This window comes from Streptomyces sp. NPDC057280, from assembly GCF_042668605.1.
Lineage (GTDB): Bacteria > Actinomycetota > Actinomycetes > Streptomycetales > Streptomycetaceae > Streptomyces.
Map to the genome: position 1 here is coordinate 1,380,472 of NZ_JBHUYR010000001.1, position 17,824 is coordinate 1,398,295.

Genomic DNA, 17,824 nt, shown 5'->3' on the forward strand with positions numbered 1-17,824 from the left:
GGCCGTTCGACGCGTGTAGTGGCATGGGACCACTCATGACGGCCGAATGGCGATCGTGTGACAGCAGTGGGCGTGGACACGCCTGGGTCCACAGGTGATGAATAGGCTTCGAACAGACTTCGTGCCCCTACGACTTGGAGCTTTCGTGCACCGCAGAATCATCGCGCCGGGCGCACTCGCTGCCGCGTCCGTCCTGCTGGCGATCCCGGCATCGGCCGCGAGCTACTCCCCTGGCGCCCCGGGCATCGGCGACCCCTACTACCCGGCCTACGGCAACGGCGGATACGACGTCTCCCACTACGACCTGCGGCTGAAGTACCAGCCCGCCACGGACGAGTTGGAGGGCACGGCGACCCTTCTGGCCCGCACCACACAGGACTTGTCCCGCTTCAACCTGGACTTCCTGCTGGAGGTCTCCGAGGTGCGGGTCAACGGCGCGAAGGCGTCGTTCACCACGTCCGGCGAGCACGAGCTGGAGATCACACCCAAGTCGCCGCTGCCGAAGGGTACTTCGGTGACGGTAGTGGTGCGGTACAGCGGGGTCCCGTCGTCGAAGCAGGCGTACGGCTTCACCAGCTGGCACCGCACTCCGGACGGCGGGGTGGGCGCCAACGAGCCCGAGTCGGCCTGGTGGTGGTTCCCGAGCAACGACCACCCGCTCGACAAGGCCACCTACGACGTGTCCGTGCTCGTGCCGGACGGCAGTCAGGCCATCTCCAACGGTACGCTCCAGTCGACGAGTTCACGTCTCGGCTGGACCCGCTGGAACTGGCGCTCCGACAAGCCGCAGGCCACGTATCTGGCGACGCTGGCCGTCGGCAAGTTCGACATCACGACCGGGAAGACCGAGAGCGGGATTCCGGTCGTCAACGCCTACAGCAAGAACCTCGGCGCCAACGACGGTGCCGCGCGGGCCAGCATCGAGCGGACCGGAGAGGTCGCCGACTGGCTGAGCGAGTACTTCGGGCCGTACCCCTACAACGCGCTCGGCGGATACGTACCGGACACCACCACCGGGTACGCGCTGGAGACGCAGACCCGGCCGTACTACAGCCCGCGGCAGTTCGCGAACGGCTCCAACGTGTCGGTGGTCGTGCACGAGCTGGCCCACCAGTGGTACGGCGACCTGGTGTCCGTGTCCGGCTGGAAGGACATCTGGATCAACGAGGGCTTCGCACGCTACGCGCAGTGGCTGTGGTCCGAGCACGAGGACGAGGGCACCACGCAGGAGCTCGCCGACTACGTGTACGCCTCGCACCCGGCCGACGACCCGTTCTGGACGGTGAAGCCCGGTGACCCGGGTCCGGAGAACCAGTTCGACATCGCCGTCTACGACCGGGGCGCGCTGGCGATCCAGGCGCTGCGCAACGAGATCGGCGACGACGCGTTCTTCGCGGTCCTGAAGGGCTGGCCGCAGAAGTACGCGTACGGCAACGCCTCGGTCGCCGACTTCCAGAAGTACGCGGAGGACGTGTCCGGGCAGTCGCTGTCGGCGCTCTTCGACACCTGGCTGTTCCAGCCGGCGAAGCCGGCCGCACCGGTGGCGCGAGCCGCCTCGATCGCCAAGGCGTCGGCCGCGGGGGCCTCGGCCGCTCCGGCGCAGCCGAAGTCGTGGAAGAAGATCGCGGCGACGAACGACGTGCACTAGGCGCTCCGCCGGGGGGGTGCCGTGATGGGTCGTCTGTCGTCTGCGGCGCCGTAGTGGCTGGTCGCGCAGTTCCTCGCGCCCCTTTGTGGCGTGCCAGGAGGGGTACTCGGCAGGTGGCGCAGGGCGCCTCGCCGGACGTGGGCGCTGCCGCGCTCCGCGCCCTGCCGCGGTCTACGGTGGGCCCACGCGCCGGACGCGTGGGCCGGCCGGCGCCGCCTGACGAGGGAGTCGGAGTGCGGGACGTCGCGATCATCGAGGCACCGTCCGTGCTGGGGCTGCGGCCGACCGGCGTCGAGGAGCTGCCCCGGGCACTGCTCGACGCGGGTCTGGCCGACGGCCTCGGCGCGGCGTCGGCGGGCAGGGTGGAACCCGGTCCCTACGACCCGGAGCGCGACCCGGAGAGCGGGGTGCTCAATCCGGCCGGGATCGCCGAGCACGCCGTACGGCTGGCGGACGCGGTGCGCGGGGTGCTGGACGACGGGCGGTTCCCGGTGGTGCTGGGCGGCGACTGCAGCATTCTGCTCGGCAATCTCCTCGCGCTGCGCCGCCGGGGACGTCACGGCCTGCTGTTCCTCGACGGCCACACCGACTTCTACCAGCCCGAGGCGGACCCGGTCGGCGAGGTCGCCTCGATGGAGCTGGCCCTGGCCACGGGGCGGGGGCCCGCGGTTCTCGCCGATCTGGAGGGGCTGGGGCCGCTGGTGCGCGACGGGGACGTCGTCGCGCTGGGCTTCCGGGACCAGGCGGAGATGGCGGTGTTCGGGGTGCAGCCGCTGCCGGAGGAACTCCACGCGCTGGACCTCGACCGGGTGCGTGAACTGGGGGCGGGTGCCGCGGCGCAGCAGGCGGTGGAGGCGTTGACCGGTGAGGGCGGCGGCGCCGGGTACTGGGTGCATCTCGACGTCGATGTGCTGGACGACGCGGTCATGCCCGCCGTGGACCACCGGCTGGACGGCGGGCTGAGCTGGGAGGAGCTGGAGACCGTGCTGCGCACGGCCCTGTCCGGCACCAGCGCGGTCGGCCTCGACGTCACGATCTTCAACCCACGCCTGGATCCGGACGGAAGCATCACGAGCCGCCTCACGGAGTGCCTGCTAGGGGCGCTGGCGGCACGGGGTTGATCCGGGAACGGCGGCACATCCGACAGGGCGGGGCTGACGCGGCTACGGCGTCACGTCCGACAGAGCGCGGCTGATCCGGGAGCGGCGTCACGTCCGACGCGGGCGTGGCTGATCCCGGCACGGCGTCACGTCCAGCGGGGCGCGGCCGATCCCGGCACGGTCACGTGCGACGCGGGCCCGGCTGATCCCGGCACGGCGTCACGTCCGGCAGGGCGAGGCCCGATCCCGGCACGGCGTCACGTCCGGCAGGGCGGAAGCTGGTCCGGCTGCGGCGTCATGTCCGGCGCGGGCGCGTCGGTGTCGCGCGTGGCGGGACCGTTCGCCGGGCCGGCCCTGCTCACGACGTGTCCGCTGCTCGTGCCGGTGTCCCGGGGCCGATCGGCTCGCCCAGGATCCGGCTTGCCAGCTTCTCCGCCAACTCCGGTAGGTGGTCGTGGAGTTCGGCTCGCGCGGCGGTCAGGTCGGAGTCGATGCGGGTCGCCGCCTGAGCCAGGAGTTCGTCGCGTTCGCGGAGGCCGTCGGCGCGGGCCTCGGCGATGAGCGCCGCGCCCTCCGCCTCGGCCCGCTGACGGGTACGGGCCGCGTCATGGCGGGCGTCGGCGAGCTCGGCCTCGATCTCGGCGCGCTTCTCCTCGGCCAGCGCGCGGAGCTGCTCGGCCTGCGCGGCGACCCCGTCCGTGGCCTGCTCGCGCGCCTCCAGGACCCGGTTCATCCGGCGCAGCAGCGGGACGAGACAGAGGAAGCAGACGGCGAACAGCACCACCCCGACCGCCAGGTCCTGGACCTGGGGGTTCAGCGGGCCGATCTCCACCGGGATGAGGTCCATGCCGCCTCCTGCCGTCCCGTCAGTCGCCGTGGTCGTAGATCGTGACGGCGATCCCCCGCCGGACGAGCCGCTCGGCGATCAGCGGTTCGACGCGGGACCACTTGCCCCCGGCCAACCCGCACCCTATCCGGGGCATGTGGACCGAGGCCCCGAGTTCCACGGCCTTGTCGGCGAGCCGTCCGAGGGCCGCGTCGATCGCCTCGTACCGGACGGGGACGCCCTTGCTGCCCGTACGGGTGCCGCGCTGGCCGACCAGGTTGGCCACCCAGACGTAGGGCTCGACCTGGATGAACTGGGCCGCGCCCAGCCCGAAGTCGTTGGCGGACCGGCCGCGGTGCCAGGCGCGGTACGCCGCCTCCGGCTCCGGCCACCGGCGCGAGAGCGCCAGCACGAAGCCCTTTCCCCATCCCCCGATGTCGTTGCAGACATGGGCGATCACCTTGACGCCCTTCACGGAGGGAACGGTGGCGTCACCCCGGACATAAGTGATCCCCGACATGACGCCACCGTAGAGGCCGCCACTGACAACGGCCCCTGGATTACTTGGTGAGCTCGGTCAGCTCCTGGTCCGTCGTCCGCTCCACCCGGCGCCGGACCGCGTACCAGCCGGCGACGAGCATCGCCGCGATCACGGGGATCAGCAGCAGGGTCTTGCGGCCGACCTCGGGGTCGTTCGCCATCATGCCGAGGCAGGCCAGCAGGAAGGCGATCGTGGCGATCTCCGTGACCGGGCTGAACGGCAGCCGGAAGGAGGGGCGGGTGACCTGGCCGGCCCGCGCGCGGCGGACGAAGACCAGATGGCAGACCATGATGATCACCCAGGTGCTGATGATGCCGAGGGAGGCGACGTTCAGCACGATCTCGAAGGCCTGGCTCGGCATGAGGTAGTTGAGGCCGACGCCGAGCACACACACCGCGCAGGTGAGCAGGATGCCGCCGTAGGGGACCTGGCTGCGGTTCATGCGGGCGGTGAACTTCGGGGCCGAGCCCGCCGTCGCCATGGAGCGCAGGATGCGGCCCGTGGAGTAGAGGCCGGAGTTGAGGGACGACATCGCCGCCGTCAGGACGACCAGGTTCATCACGTCGCCCGCGCCCTCGACGCCGATCTTCGACAGGACCGTGACGAAGGGGCTCTCGTCGGCCGAGTAGACCGAGCCGGGGAGCAGCAGGGCGAGGAGGACGACGGAGCCGACGTAGAACAGGCCGACCCGCCACATGATCGAGTTCACCGCGCGCGGGACGACCTTCTCCGGCTCGGCGGTCTCGCCCGCGGCGACGCCGACCAGCTCCAGCGCGGCGTACGCGAAGATCACGCCCTGCATGACGAGGACGACCGGCATCAGGCCGTGCGGGAAGACGCCGCCGTTGTCGGTGATCACGTGCACGCCGGGGGTCGTACCGCCCACCTCGTGCTGGGTGGCCAGCAGGAAGATGCCGACGAGCATGAAGCCGACCAGGGTGGCGACCTTGATGATCGCGAACCAGAACTCCATCTCGCCGAAGATCTTCACCGAGATCAGGTTCACGGCGAGGACGACCGCGAGGGCGATGAGCGCCAGCGTCCACTGCGGGATGTCGGTGAACAGGCTCCAGTAGTGCGTGTAGAGCGCGATCGCGGTGATGTCGGCGATGCCGGTCGTCGACCAGTTCAGGAAGTACATCCAGCCGGCGACGTACGCGCCCTTCTCGCCGAGGAACTCGCGCGCGTACGACACGAAGGAGCCGGAGGACGGGCGGTACAGGACGAGTTCGCCGAGGGCCCGGACGACGAAGAAGGCGAAGATCCCGCAGACCAGGTAGGCGATCGCGAGCGCCGGGCCGGCGTTGTGGAGGCGTCCTCCGGCGCCGAGGAAGAGACCGGTGCCGATCGCGCCGCCGATGGCGATCATGTTGACGTGGCGCGCCTTGAGGTCCTTGCTGTAGCCGGCGTCACCCGCGTCCGCGGGCGTCCGGGCCACCTCGGTGGCTGTGGCCGTGTCCACGGCGTCCTTGCTCACAGGGGGTACCACTCTCTGGTGCGGGGGCGCCCGAGCGGGTCGCGCTCGGTGTCCTGACGTACGTATGGCCTGTGCGCTCGGTGGAGGCACAGACCAAGGGGCCACCTTCCCCCGAACCCCGCGGGTCACGCGGTGGCGGACCTCACACAGCGGGACATGTCACATGATCGGGGAGGGTGGGCGCGAGTGATCGGGAAGGGTGCGCGCGAGGTTTCACAGCACTGGTGAGACAGCGATACTGCTGCACATGACGACCGACACCGGGAAGCCGACCCTCACCGTCGATGAGCTGGCGGCGCGTGCGGGCGTCACGGTTCGCACCGTGCGCTTCTACAGCACCAAGGGGCTGCTGCCGCCGCCGGTGATCGGTCGGCGCCGCGTGGGCCACTACGGCAGGGAGCACCTGGCCCGGCTGGAGCTCATCGAGGAACTGCAGCACCAGGGGATGACGCTGGCCGCGATCGAGCGGTACCTGCGGCAGCTGCCGCCCGACCTGAGCCCGCACGACCTCGCGATCCACCGCGCGGTCGTCGCCTCCTGGGCGCCCGACACCGTGGAGACGGCGGACCGGGCGGAGTTGGAGCGGCGGTCGGGCCGGTCGCTGGCCGACGCGGACATCGAGCGGCTCGCCGCGATGGGCGTCGTACAGCCCGACGGCGACGGCTTCCGCTTCGACGCGGGGCTGCTGCGGCTCGGCGTGCGGCTGCTCGACGTACCGCTGTCCCAGGGGTCGATCATGGCGGCGCGGAACGTACTCGTGGAGCATGCGCGCCTGGCGGCGCACGAGCTGGCCGAGCTGTTCCGCGGCGAGGTGTCCGAGCGGGACGCACAGGACGTGAAGTCGCTGTCGGCACATATGCACCCGATTGTGGTGCAGGCCTTGCTGACCACGTTCCAACGATCACTGAGGGAGGAGCTGAGCGGGTGGGTCGAGGGGGCAGAGGCAGGCGGACCCTCCTGACACGTTGAGGATCCGCCCGCTCAGGAAACCGCTCACCGCGCGTCCGTGAACGTCTCCCCCTTCTCCGCCTTCTCCACCAGCAGCGCCGGCGGAGTGAACCGGTCGCCGTACCGCTCGGCCAGCTCGCGCGCGCGGGCCACGAAGCCGGGCAGGCCGCCCTCGTAGCCGTTGATGTACTGCAGGACGCCGCCGGTCCAGCCGGGGAAGCCGATGCCGAAGATGGAGCCGATGTTGGCGTCGGCGACCGACGTCAGCACGCCCTCCTCCAGGAGCTTCACGGTGTCGAGGGCCTCGGAGAAGAGCATGCGCTCCTGCATGTCCCGGAACGGGATCTCGGCGCCCTCGCGGGTGAAGTGCTCGCGCAGGCCCGGCCACAGACCGACGCGCTTGCCGCTGTCGTCGTAGTCGTAGAAGCCCGCGCCGCCGCTGCGTCCCGGGCGGTCGAACTCGTCGACCATGCGGTCGATGACGGCCTCGGCGGGGTGCGTCGGCCAGGTGCCGCCCGCCTCCTCGACGGCCCGCTTGGACTCGTTGCGGATCTTGCGCGGGAGCGTGAGCGTCAGTTCGTCCATCAGGGAGAGGACCTTGGCGGGGTAGCCCGCCTGGGCGGCTGCCTGTTCGACCGACGCGGGCTCGATGCCCTCGCCGACCATCGCGACGCCCTCGTTGATGAAGTGGCCGATCACGCGCGAGGTGAAGAAGCCACGCGAGTCGTTGACGACGATCGGCGTCTTCTTGATCTGCCGGACCAGGTCGAAGGCGCGGGCAAGCGCCTCCTCCCCCGTCCGCTCGCCCTTGATGATCTCGACGAGCGGCATCTTGTCGACCGGCGAGAAGAAGTGCAGACCGATGAAGTCGGCCTGGCGCTCCACGCCCTCGGCCAGGGCGGTGATCGGGAGGGTGGAGGTGTTGGAGCACAGCAGGGCGTCCGGTTCGACGATCCCCTGGATCTCCTGGAAGACCTTGTGCTTGAGCTCGGGGTTCTCGAAGACGGCCTCGATCACCGCGTCGCAGCCGGCGACGTCCTGCGGGTCGGCCGTGGGCGTGATGCGGGCCAGCAGCTCGTCGGCCTTCTCCTGGGTCGTGCGGCCCCGGCTCACCGCCTTCGCGCACAGTTTCTCGGAGTAGGCCTTGCCCTTGGCCGCCGCCTGAGCGGACACGTCCTTCAGGACGACGTCGATGCCCGCGCGGGCGCACGAGTACGCGATGCCCGCGCCCATCATCCCGGCGCCCAGAACGGCGACCTTGGTCACCTGGCGCGGCTCGATGCCCTGGGGGCGGTTGGCGCCGGAGTTGACGGCCTGGAGGTCGAAGAAGAACGCCTGGATCATGTTCTTCGAGGTCTGCCCGGCGGCCAGTTCGACGAAGTAGCGGGCCTCGATGACCTGCGCGGTCTCGAAGTCGACCTGGGCGCCCTCGACCGCCGCGGCGAGGATGTTGCGCGGGGCCGGGTAGGGAGCGCCGCCCGTCTGCTTGCGCAGGTTGGCCGGGAAGGCGGGCAGGTTGGCCGCGAACTTGGGGTGGGCGGGGGTGCCGCCGGGGATGCGGTAGCCGGGCTTGTCCCAGGGCTGCTGCGACTCGGGGTTGGCCTCGATGAAGGCGCGCGCCTTGGCGAGCATCTCCTCCTGGGTGGCGGCCACTTCATGGACCAGGCCGTTGTCCAGGGCGCGCTGCGGGCTGTACTGGGTGCCCTGGAGCAGCACCTTCAGCAGGGCGTCGGTGATGCCGAGGAGGCGGACCGTGCGGACCACACCGCCGCCGCCCGGGAGGAGGCCCAGGGTGACCTCGGGGCAGCCGATCTTGGAGCCCGGCGCGTCGAGGGCGACGCGGTGGTGGCAGGCGAGGGCGATCTCGAAGCCGCCGCCGAGGGCCGCGCCGTTCATCGCGGCGACGACCGGCTTGCCGAGGGTCTCGATGCGGCGGAGGTTGCGCTTGATGGCGAGGCCGCCGTCGAACAGCTCCTGCGCGGTCTCCGGGGTGACCCGGATGAGGTCGCGCAGGTCGCCGCCCGCGAAGAAGGTCTTCTTGGCGGAAGTGATGATGATGCCGCGGATGGAGTCCTTCTCGGCCTCCAGGCGGTCGGTGACGTGCGCGAGGGAGTCGCGGAACGCCTGGTTCATGGTGTTCGCGGACTGGTCGGGGTCGTCGAGGACGAGCGTGACGACGCCGTCGCGGTCCTGCTCCCAGCGGATGGTCGTGGACTGAGTGCTCATGTGGAGGTGCTCCGTGTGATCCGTCGTGTCCGTCGGGAGGGGGGTCAGATGCGCTCGACGATGGTGGCGATGCCCATGCCGCCGCCCACGCACAGGGTGGCGAGGCCGTACCGCTTGTCCTGGCGCTCGAGTTCGTCGATGAGCGAGCCGAGGATCATGGCGCCGGTCGCGCCGAGCGGGTGGCCCAGGGCGATGGCACCGCCGTTGACGTTGACCTTGTCCAGGGACAGGCCCATGTCCTTCACGAAGCGCAGGACGACGGCCGCGAAGGCCTCGTTGATCTCGACGAGGTCGATGTCGTCGATGGTCAGCCCGGCCTTGGCGAGGGCCTTGCGGGTCGCCGGGGCAGGGCCGGTGAGCATGATGGTCGGCTCGGAGCCGGAGACGGCCGCGGAGATGATCCGCGCGCGCGGGGTGAGCCCGTAGCGGTCGCCGACCTCCTTGGAGCCGATGGCGACGAGGGAGGCGCCGTCGACGATGCCGGAGGAGTTGCCCGCGTGGTGGACGTGGTCGATCTTCTCGACCCAGTGGTACTTCTGCAGGGCCACCGCGTCGAAGCCGCCGAGCTCGCCGATGTCCGCGAAGGAGGGCTTCAGCTTGGCGAGGGAGTCCGCGGTGGTGCCGGGGCGCAGGTGCTCGTCGTGGTCGAGGACGGTCAGGCCCGCACGGTCCTTGACCGGGACGACGGACCGCTCGAAGCGGCCTTCCTTCCAGGCCGTCGCCGCGCGCTCCTGGGAGAGGGCCGCGTACTCGTCGACGTCCCGGCGGGAGAAGCCCTCGATGGTGGCGATGAGGTCGGCGCCGATGCCCTGCGGCACGAAGTTCACGGCGAGGTTGGTCATCGGGTCGTTGAACCAGGCGCCGCCGTCGGAGGCCATCGGCACCCGGGACATGGACTCGACGCCGCCCGCGAGGACCAGGTCCTCCCAGCCGGAGCGGACCTTGGCGGCGGCCAGGTTGACGGCCTCCAGGCCCGAGGCACAGAAGCGGTTCTCCTGTACGCCCGCGACCGTGTCGGGCAGTCCGGCCGCGATGGCGGCGATGCGGGCGATGTCGGAGCCCTGGTCGCCGACCGGGCCGACCACGCCGAGGACGATGTCGTCGATCGCGGCCGGGTCGAGGCCGGGGAAGCGGGCGCGGATCTCGTGGATGAGTCCGACGACCAGGTCGATGGGCTTGGTGCCGTGCAGGGCGCCGTTCGCCTTGCCGCGTCCGCGCGGGGTGCGGATCGCGTCGTACACGTACGCTTCGGTGCTCACAGGGAGGCCTTTCGAGGGTGGGTCGAGGGTGAGGGTCAGCCCAGCAGGGAACGTCCGATGATCTCCTTCATGATCTCGGTCGTGCCGCCGTAGATGGTCTGGATACGGCCGTCGGTGAAGGCCCGGGCGACCGGATATTCGCTCATGTAGCCGTAGCCGCCGTGCAGTTGCAGACAGCGGTCGGCGACCCGCTTCTGCAGTTCGGTCGCCCACCACTTGGCCATGGAGGCGTGGACCGCGTCGAGCTCCCCGTTCGAGTGATCCTCGATGCAGCGGTCGAGGAACGTGCGGGTGACGGCGCACTCGGTGGCCATCTCGGCTATCTCGAACCGGATGTGCTGCTTGGTGGCGAGCGGCCGGCCGAAGGCCTCGCGTTCCTTGACGTACTCCGTGGTGATCTCCAGGAGGTGCTCGGCGGCGGCGATGGCGGAGACGGCGATGCTCAGCCGCTCCTGGGCGAGGTTGGTCATCAGGTGGAGGAACGCGCCGTTGAGCTCGCCGAGGAGGTTCTCCTTGGGCACGCGCACGTCGTGGAAGAACAGCTCGGCCGTGTCCTGTGCCTTCTGGCCGATCTTGTCGAGGTTGCGGCCCCGCTCGAAGCCGTCCATGCCGCGCTCGACGACCAGCAGCGACAGGCCGTGGGCGCCGCCCTCCGGGGTGGTCCTCGCGACGACGATCACCAGGTCGGCGAGGATGCCGTTGGAGATGAACGTCTTGGAGCCGTTGAGCAGCCAGTGGTCGCCGCGGTCCTCCGCGTGGGTGCGGATGCCCTGGAGGTCGGAGCCCGCGCCGGGCTCGGTCATGGCGATGGCGGTGATCAGCGAACCGTCGCAGAATCCGGGCAGCCAGCGGCGGCGCTGCTCCTCGGTGGCCAGGCCGGTCAGGTACGGGCCGATGATGTCGTTGTGCAGGCCCAGGGCGAGTCCGGGGGCGCCCGCGCGCGTGAACTCCTCCGCGAGCACGGCCGAGTACCGGAAGTCGGGGGTGCCGCCACCGCCGTACTCCTCGGGCACGGCGAGGCCGAGCAGGCCCTGCTTGCCCGCCGCGCGCCAGGCCTCGCGGGAGACGATGCCGTCTTTCTCCCACTGCGCGTAGTGCGGCAGCACCTCCCGGTCGAGGAAGGCACGCACGGTGTCGCGGAACGCGTCGTGCTCGGGGGCGAAGATCTGCCGTTTCATTCCGCGTCGGGGCCTTTCATGGGTTCCTGGCCGTTCATGGGCTTCTGCACCTTCATCGGATGCCGGGACCCGATCGGTTCACGGCCCTTCGCCGGATGTCGGGATCTGATCGGCTCGCCGCCGTTCGTCGGATGCCGGGTCGGTTCACGGCCCGACACCGGATGCCGGGGCCCGGTCGGTTCTCCGCCCGTCACCGGCTCTGGTCCTTGGTCAGGTCCGGTACGTGCCAGTCGCGGGCCACCTCCGCGGTGTCGGCGCCGGGCCTCGCCGGGCCGGTCCGTACCGCCGTCGGGGTCGCGGAGAAGCGGGGTGCGGGGGCGGGCTGGGTGATGCCGCCGTGGTCGGTGAAGGTGCCGCGGGCGGCGAGGTGCGGGTGGTGCGGGGCCTCTGCCAGCGACAGGACGGGTGCCACGCAGGCGTCGGTGCCGTCGAAGGCGGCCGTCCACTCGTCCCGGGTACGGGACCTGAAGCGGGCGGCGACGGCCTCGCGCAGCTCGCCCCAGCGGGTCCAGTCCTTGCGGGCGTCGGCGTGCTCGGGGATGCCGAGGACGCGGACGAACTCGTCGTAGAACTGCGGTTCCAGCGCGCCGACCGCCATGTACCGGCCGTCGGCGGTCTCGTAGGTGCCGTAGTACGGGCAACCGCCGTCGAGGAGGTTGGCGCCGCGCCGGTCCTGCCAGCCGCCGGCCGCGACCATGCCGTGGATCATCGCGGCGAGATGGGAGGTGCCGTCCACGATGGCGGCGTCCACGACCTGGCCGGCGCCGGTCACGCGCGCGTGGTGGAGGGCGGCGAGGACGCCGACGACGAGGTAGAGGGAGCCGCCCGCGTAGTCACCGAGGAGGTTGGCGGGGACGGCCGGGGGTGCGCCGGGGTCGCCGATCATGCCGAGGGTGCCGGTGAGGGCGATGTACGCGATGTCGTGCCCGGCGCGCTCGGCGAGGGGCCCGTCCTGGCCCCAGCCGGTCATCCGCCCGTAGACCAGCTGGGGGTTGCGGGCCTGACAGGCGTCCGGGCCGACACCGAGTCGCTCGGCGACGCCGGGGCGGTAGCCCTCGACGAGGATGTCGGCGTGCGCGGCGAGGTCGAGGACGCGGGCGGCGCCGTCCGGAGCCTTGAGGTCGACGATCACCGAGCGCTTGTTGCGGTTGGTGACGTCGTACGCCGGGTTGATCGCGAGGCCGGGTCCGCCGGGCCTGTCGACGCGCACCACGTCGGCGCCGAGGTCGGCCAGGAGCATGGCGGCGAACGGACCCGGGCCGATCCCGGCGAGCTCGAGTACGCGCACGCCGGTCAGCGGGCCCTGCCCTGGCGTCGTTGCCGTGGTCATCCAGCCCCCATGCCGTCCGGCCCACCTGGGCGTGACACAACTGATGTAACACCAGTGATGCTAAGAAGCCGCTCCGCAGGACACAAGAGCCTGAACGAGCAAGCGCTTAGCCAATTTACCGATGGGTCACCGTCCGCGCCTTTCTGCTGTCACGCTAGCCTCGGCCACCGACAACGGCGTGCCGGCGGACGAGAGGTGTCATGAGCAGGCTGAACAGAACGGACCGTCCGTACGACATCGTGCTCTTCGGAGCGACCGGTTTCGTGGGGACGCTCACCGCGCAGTACCTCGCCGCGCACGCGCCCGAAGGGCTGCGGTGGGCCATCGCGGGCCGCAGCGAGGAGAAGCTCGAGGCGCTGCGGGAGCGGCTGCCGGGCGGCGCGGAGATCGGTGTGCTGCGGGCCGACGTGGCCGATCCCGCCTCGCTGCGGGCGCTCGCCGAGCACGCGCGCGTAGTGGCCACGACGGTGGGCCCCTACGTGACGTACGGCGAGGAACTGGTCGCCGCCTGCGCGGAGACGGGTGCGGACTATCTCGACCTCACCGGTGAGCCGGAGTTCGTGGACCTGATGTACGTCCGCCATGACGCACGCGCGCGGGAGACCGGGGCGCGGCTGGTGCACGCCTGCGGTTTCGACTCGGTGCCGCACGACCTCGGCGCGTACTTCACGGTGCGGCAGCTGCCGGAGGGGGTGCCGCTGCGGGTGGACGGGTTCGTGCGGGCCGACGCGATGTTCTCGGGCGGTACGTTCGCCTCGGCGCTGAACCAGTTCGCGCGCGGCCGGCAGATGCTGGCCGCCGCGCGGGACCGGGGGCGCCACGAGCCGCGCCTGGTGGGGCGCCGGGCCACGACCCCGAACGGCGCGCCGCGGTTCGCCGGGGAGGTCGGCGCCTGGGCGCTGCCGTTGCCGACGATCGACGCGCAGATCGTGGGCCGGTCCGCCAGGGCGCTGGAGCGTTACGGTCCCGACTTCCGCTACCGCCACTACGCGGCCGTGCGCCGGCTGCCGGTGGCGGTGGGCGGAATCGCCGCCGTCGGCGCGCTGTTCGCGGCGGCCCAACTGCCTCCCGCGCGGCGCTGGTTGTCGGGCCGGGTCAGGCCCGGGGACGGCCCGAGCACGGAGAAGCGGGCGAAGAGCTGGTTCTCGGTGCGTTTCGTGGGTGAGGGCGGCGGCCGTCAGGTGTTCACGGAGGTCTCGGGCGGCGACCCGGGGTACGACGAGACGGCGAAGATGTTCGCCGAGGCGGCGCTGTGCCTCGCCTTCGACGACCTTCCGGCGACGGCCGGGCAGGTCACGACGGCGGTCGCGATGGGGGACGCGCTGATCGAACGGCTGCGGGCGGCGGGGATCGTGTTCCGGGTGGCGAAGAGCAGGTAGCGACGGCTCAGCCCAGGATCAGCGGCAGCTTCTTGCCCAGCTCGCCCAGTTCGGCCCGCTCCGCGTCCGTCGGCGGGCGGCGTCCGGTGCCGACGAGGAGGGCGTCCGTGTCGGTGAACGAGGCGGGGAACGCGGCCCCGGCGATCTGCTCCAGCAGCTCACGGGAGCGTGCCGGCCCCTCGCTGGGCGGTGCCGCCGCGTCCGGGAGGTGGGCGACGAGGTCGAGGTGGTGCAGCGTCCACTCCAGGACGTAGGCGCCGAGGTAGTCGCCGGCGGTGAGGACCATGTCCTGGGTGCTCACCCGCCCGGCGGGGTCGGCGAGTTCGGCCGCGCGTCCGGCGGCGGAACCGACGTCGTCCAGGTGGAACTTGAGCAGACGCGGCTCCTGGTAGGCGGCGGCGAGCCGGACGATCAGTGCGTCGAGCGGGTCGTCCCCGGTGGGCGGCTCGTCGGCGACGTGCCAGTAGGTGACGGAGTCGGCGGTGGGCTCGGCGTCAGCGGGGGTGACAAGGGTGATCAGCACGTCCTGGGCGTCGATCACCAGATGGCACACGAGGTCCCGCACCAGCCACCCGGCACAGCCCGACGGCTTGTCGAAGTCCTGGTCCGGAAGGTCCGCGACGGCCTTGCGCAGCGCCGCCCACGTCCGCGAGAAGAGATCCACCCTCGGCAAGCTAGTGCGCCGCCGAGACACCCCACAAGCGCATTGCCGGGCGCGCCCTACAGCGGCCAGGTGGCGACCGTGTAGATCATCCCGCAGATCCAGGCGAGCCCCGCGAGCACGGCCAGGACGAGCGCGGCCATCACCGCCCGCTCGACGGGCCGGTTGGGGTCGGCGAGGGGCTTCGGGGAGCGCTGGCGGGGCATACGGTGCGTCGTCATGCGGCACAGCCTGCCGATCATGCCGACGCGCCACATCCGTACAGATACTCAGTTCACGTACTCAGGAGCCGAGTAGGGCCTCCACGCGCGCATTCGTCGCAGCGAGGAAACGGCCTCCACGCGCGCGTCTCAGGCCGTCGCCTCCTTCAGCGCCCTCCGGCACAGCGCGTCCGCGTGGCGGGTGGTCTCCGGGAGGCGGTACTCGGGGGTCAGGGACAGGGTGTGGGCGCAGGCGTTGTCGAGGGTGGTGCGGTGGCCCACGGAGACGAAGACCGGCTTGACGGAGTCGCGGGTGCGGACGGCGCGGCCGACCTCCTCGGTGCCCGCCAGGAGCGGGCTGGTGCTGCCGCGCGGGGTGGCCGGGTCGTCGTACGTGAAGGTGAAGGGGTTCTTCGCGACGCCGATCGTGGGGAGGTCCAGGAGGACGCCCAGGTGGCTGGCGAGGCCGAAGCGGCGGGGGTGGGCGAGGCCGTAGCCGTCGCAGACGATCAGGCCCGGCGGGCAGGGCAGGGCCTCCAAGGCCGCCAGGACCGTGGGGATCTCGCGGAAGGCGAGCAGGCCGGGGACGTACGGGAAGGAGACGCGGCCGACCGCCGTGGCCTGAGCGACGACCTCCAGGGTCGCCGCGTCGAGGACGACCGCCGCGGCCGCGACGACGTCCCGCTCGTCGTCGTAGGCCACGTCGACGCCCGTCACCCGGCCGGTTCCGGATGGTGGGCCGGATTCGTCGAGCACCACTTTCGCCCGCAACTCGTCCTGCACGGCGCGGGCTTCGTCCTCGGTCGCGGGCCAGCCCGCGGGAATGCGTACGGTCGTCATGATGTCGACGAGCGTACGCACTCCCCTACGGGCTCGGGTCAGCCCTTTCGGCCCAGCGCCTGCTTCAGCTGGCTCTTGTTCATGTCCGAACGGCCGCTGATGTTGCGCCGCTTGGCCTCTTCGTAGAGCTGGTCGTAGGTCGGGCCCTGCGAACCCTTGCCGGACCGCTGGCCGCCCCGCTTGCCGGACGACATGTCCTGCGTGGAGGTGCGGCTCGCGGTCTTGGACTCGCCGGAGCGGGCGCGTTCCTTGTTGACCGTACGCGCGGCGATCTCCTCGGCCCGGCCGGTGCTCTCGCCCCGGTCCTGGGCGCTCTTCTTGATGTGCTCGTACTGGCGTTCCCTCTTCGGGCTCGAACCGCGTGGCATAGGGCTCTCCTTTCGCGCTCGGCGACCGGGTACCCACTTCCGCGCTCAGTTCTCCAGCCGGGCCACCCGCCCCTTCTCGCCGGCCGCCCAGCAGCCCAGGTCGGGGGTGCAGTCCACGGTGTCGTAGGAGCCCGTGTCGACCGTGCGCCAGGTGCGGCCGCCGTCGGTCGTGAGGTCGGTGCCGGTGGGGCCGACGGCGAGGGCCGCGGTGCGGCTGTGCGGGAGCCAGGCGACGCCGGAGCGGTAGGCGGGCGGTGAGGTGGCGGCGGGCTGCCAGGTGCGGCCGCCGTCCCCGGTCACCGCGCCCGCCTGCGGGGAGGCCTGGTCCGCGCGGTAGTCGCCGCCGACCGCGAGACCGTGCGTGCGGTCGCGGAAGGCGAGGGCGAAGACACCCTTGGCGGGGTCCCCGGCCGGGATCGGGGTGTCGGTGGCCGTCCAGGTCAGGCCGCGGTCGGAGGAGTGGAGCACGCGCGCGCGTGCCGCGCCTCCGGTGGCGAGCCAGACGTCCTTCGGACCGGAGGAGACCAGGCACTGGCCGCTCGCGGCGAACCCGGCCTCGCCCTCCAGCGCGGCCGGCATGCCGTCGTTCGGGAGCACCTTCCAGGAGCGGCCGCCGTCGTCCGTCGACAGGATGCGGAACTTCCCGTCCACGGGATCGCTCATCGCCAGCCCGTGCCTGCGGTCGAGGAAGGTGAGGCAGTCGTAGAAGGCCCGCGCGTCGGTGTTACGGAAGGACTCGGTCCAGGTGGCTCCGCCGTCCTCGGTGCGGTACACCCTGGACGCCTCGCCCTCGCCGATCGCCAGGACGACGGCCCGCCGCGCGTCGAAGGCCTCGATGTCCCGGAACTGCAGCTCCTGCGCCCCGGGCGGCGACACGTTCCGCCAGGTCGCGCCGCCGTCCGTGGTGCGCAGCACGGTCCCCTGGGTGCCGGACACCCACGCGGTCGTCCGGCTGACGGCGGACAGACCCCGGAACCGTACGTCCGGAGTACCGCTGTTCTTCAGCTCCCAGTGCGGCGCCCGATGCTCCGGTGCGTGCGCCTGCGCGGGTACGGCCGTCAGCGCGGCCAACGCCGCCGCGCAGGCCACCCCCGCGGCCATCCGGGTACCGGCTCGCATCCTGCGGCTCGTACGTATCGTCCGTCGCGTGTTCCCCAAGCGCCTCATGGCGGGCGAAGCTAGCCCACGCGCGCGTGGCCGTCCAGATGGGGTCCTGGGCGTCACAAGTGCCCTTCGCGGCACGGCAGGTCGGCTGCGTCACTCCCGTGCATGAAACGCGGTGACCGAGGTCACTCGATTCCGGTGTGCACGGATGGGCCCGTTCCGACGTCTCTTCCTTTGTCCGGGCCCGACCGCCCGGAGGTCGGTCCAGCCGTCCCAACCGTCCGTCCAGCCGTCCGTTCAGTCGTCACAAGGGAGCAAGGCGTTGTCCACCGTCATCGAGCAGCCCGTAGAGGCCCGCCTCGTCGCCGCCGCGCCGCGGATGCCGAGCATTCCCGCCACCTTGCACTACGACCGGCGCGACCCGTTCGCCGTCCGGATGACCTTTCCGGCGCCGGCCACCCTGGAGGGCGTGGACGTCTGCTGGACGTTCTCCCGCGAACTCCTCACCGCGGGCATGACGGCCCCCGAGGGCCACGGCGACGTACGCGTGCGGCCGTACGGCTACGACCGCACCGTGCTGGAGTTCCACGCCCCCGAGGGCACCGCCGTCGTGCATGTCCGCTCGGGCGAGCTGCGGCGTTTCCTGGAGGCGACGGCCGAGCTGGTGCCCGTCGGTCTGGAGCATCTCCAGCTCGACCTCGACCAGCAGCTGGCCGAGCTGATGCGGGACGCCTGCTGA

Annotated in this window: 17 protein-coding genes; 5 read left to right on the top strand and 12 right to left on the bottom strand. The window is 71.5% G+C overall.

Going from position 1 to position 17,824, the window contains the following annotated elements; genetic code table 11:
- Positions 1 to 145 precede the first annotated feature (145 nt).
- A complete protein-coding gene (locus tag ACFUO4_RS06375; protein ID WP_179143323.1) occupies positions 146 to 1,648 on the top strand; it encodes a M1 family metallopeptidase in 1,503 nt (500 codons plus the stop codon).
- 233 nt (positions 1,649 to 1,881) lie between these two features.
- A complete protein-coding gene (locus ACFUO4_RS06380; protein WP_383480418.1) occupies positions 1,882 to 2,769 on the top strand; it encodes an arginase family protein in 888 nt (295 codons plus the stop codon).
- Between the two features lie 337 nt (positions 2,770 to 3,106).
- Here the strand turns inward: ACFUO4_RS06380 and ACFUO4_RS06385 are convergent, their stop codons facing one another.
- Genes ACFUO4_RS06385 through ACFUO4_RS06395 form a run of 3 tightly spaced genes read right to left on the bottom strand, consistent with a single transcriptional unit; the run spans position 3,107 to position 5,592 of the window.
- Positions 3,107 to 3,595 (bottom strand): hypothetical protein, encoded by a 489-nt coding sequence (locus tag ACFUO4_RS06385; protein WP_383480420.1) that lies wholly within the window; start codon positions 3,593 to 3,595, stop codon positions 3,107 to 3,109.
- A 19-nt stretch (positions 3,596 to 3,614) separates the two neighbouring features.
- Positions 3,615 to 4,094, bottom strand: coding sequence for a macro domain-containing protein (locus tag ACFUO4_RS06390; protein ID WP_383480422.1), 480 nt, complete (start codon positions 4,092 to 4,094; stop codon positions 3,615 to 3,617).
- A 40-nt stretch (positions 4,095 to 4,134) separates the two neighbouring features.
- Positions 4,135 to 5,592 (bottom strand): amino acid permease, encoded by a 1,458-nt coding sequence (locus tag ACFUO4_RS06395; protein WP_383480424.1) that lies wholly within the window; start codon positions 5,590 to 5,592, stop codon positions 4,135 to 4,137.
- 247 nt (positions 5,593 to 5,839) lie between these two features.
- Here ACFUO4_RS06395 and ACFUO4_RS06400 point away from each other — a divergent pair, with 247 nt between their 5' ends.
- The gene (locus tag ACFUO4_RS06400; RefSeq protein ID WP_383480426.1) at positions 5,840 to 6,553 is read left to right on the top strand and encodes a helix-turn-helix domain-containing protein; all 714 of its coding nucleotides are present in this window, start codon (positions 5,840 to 5,842) and stop codon (positions 6,551 to 6,553) included.
- 32 nt (positions 6,554 to 6,585) lie between these two features.
- Here the strand turns inward: ACFUO4_RS06400 and ACFUO4_RS06405 are convergent, their stop codons facing one another.
- The 4 genes from ACFUO4_RS06405 to ACFUO4_RS06420 form a co-directional block, all read right to left on the bottom strand.
- Entirely contained in the window at positions 6,586 to 8,766 is a 2,181-nt protein-coding gene (locus ACFUO4_RS06405) for a 3-hydroxyacyl-CoA dehydrogenase NAD-binding domain-containing protein (RefSeq protein WP_383480428.1), read from the bottom strand.
- A 44-nt stretch (positions 8,767 to 8,810) separates the two neighbouring features.
- The gene (locus tag ACFUO4_RS06410; protein WP_079308365.1) at positions 8,811 to 10,025 is read right to left on the bottom strand and encodes an acetyl-CoA C-acetyltransferase; all 1,215 of its coding nucleotides are present in this window, start codon (positions 10,023 to 10,025) and stop codon (positions 8,811 to 8,813) included.
- Between the two features lie 35 nt (positions 10,026 to 10,060).
- The gene (locus ACFUO4_RS06415) at positions 10,061 to 11,203 is read right to left on the bottom strand and encodes an acyl-CoA dehydrogenase family protein (protein WP_079308364.1); all 1,143 of its coding nucleotides are present in this window, start codon (positions 11,201 to 11,203) and stop codon (positions 10,061 to 10,063) included.
- A gap of 190 nt (positions 11,204 to 11,393) precedes the next feature.
- A complete protein-coding gene (locus tag ACFUO4_RS06420) occupies positions 11,394 to 12,533 on the bottom strand; it encodes a CaiB/BaiF CoA transferase family protein (protein WP_383480431.1) in 1,140 nt (379 codons plus the stop codon).
- Positions 12,534 to 12,733: 200 nt separating this feature from the next.
- On the opposite strand from ACFUO4_RS06420, the gene ACFUO4_RS06425 reads away from it, so the two are divergent.
- On the top strand, positions 12,734 to 13,912 hold the full coding sequence (locus ACFUO4_RS06425) for a saccharopine dehydrogenase family protein (protein ID WP_383480433.1): 1,179 nt from the start codon (positions 12,734 to 12,736) through the stop codon (positions 13,910 to 13,912).
- Between the two features lie 7 nt (positions 13,913 to 13,919).
- Here ACFUO4_RS06425 and ACFUO4_RS06430 read toward each other — a convergent pair whose 3' ends face one another.
- The 5 genes from ACFUO4_RS06430 to ACFUO4_RS06450 form a co-directional block, all read right to left on the bottom strand.
- A complete protein-coding gene (locus ACFUO4_RS06430) occupies positions 13,920 to 14,576 on the bottom strand; it encodes a maleylpyruvate isomerase N-terminal domain-containing protein (RefSeq protein WP_383480435.1) in 657 nt (218 codons plus the stop codon).
- 56 nt (positions 14,577 to 14,632) lie between these two features.
- Entirely contained in the window at positions 14,633 to 14,794 is a 162-nt protein-coding gene (mmpA, locus tag ACFUO4_RS06435) for a morphogenic membrane protein MmpA (RefSeq protein WP_383480437.1), read from the bottom strand.
- Positions 14,795 to 14,923: 129 nt separating this feature from the next.
- Positions 14,924 to 15,613: an endonuclease V gene (locus tag ACFUO4_RS06440; RefSeq protein ID WP_383480439.1), complete on the bottom strand. Its 690-nt coding sequence runs from the start codon at positions 15,611 to 15,613 to the stop codon at positions 14,924 to 14,926.
- A gap of 38 nt (positions 15,614 to 15,651) precedes the next feature.
- Positions 15,652 to 15,981, bottom strand: coding sequence for a plasmid stabilization protein (locus tag ACFUO4_RS06445; protein ID WP_079308359.1), 330 nt, complete (start codon positions 15,979 to 15,981; stop codon positions 15,652 to 15,654).
- Between the two features lie 45 nt (positions 15,982 to 16,026).
- Positions 16,027 to 17,082, bottom strand: a complete 1,056-nt coding sequence (locus ACFUO4_RS06450; protein ID WP_383482335.1) for a WD40/YVTN/BNR-like repeat-containing protein — start codon at positions 17,080 to 17,082, stop codon at positions 16,027 to 16,029.
- 325 nt (positions 17,083 to 17,407) lie between these two features.
- On the opposite strand from ACFUO4_RS06450, the gene ACFUO4_RS06455 reads away from it, so the two are divergent.
- Positions 17,408 to 17,824 carry an SsgA family sporulation/cell division regulator gene (locus ACFUO4_RS06455; RefSeq protein ID WP_059195027.1) on the top strand — a complete coding sequence of 139 codons (417 nt, stop codon included), beginning with the start codon at positions 17,408 to 17,410 and terminating at the stop codon, positions 17,822 to 17,824.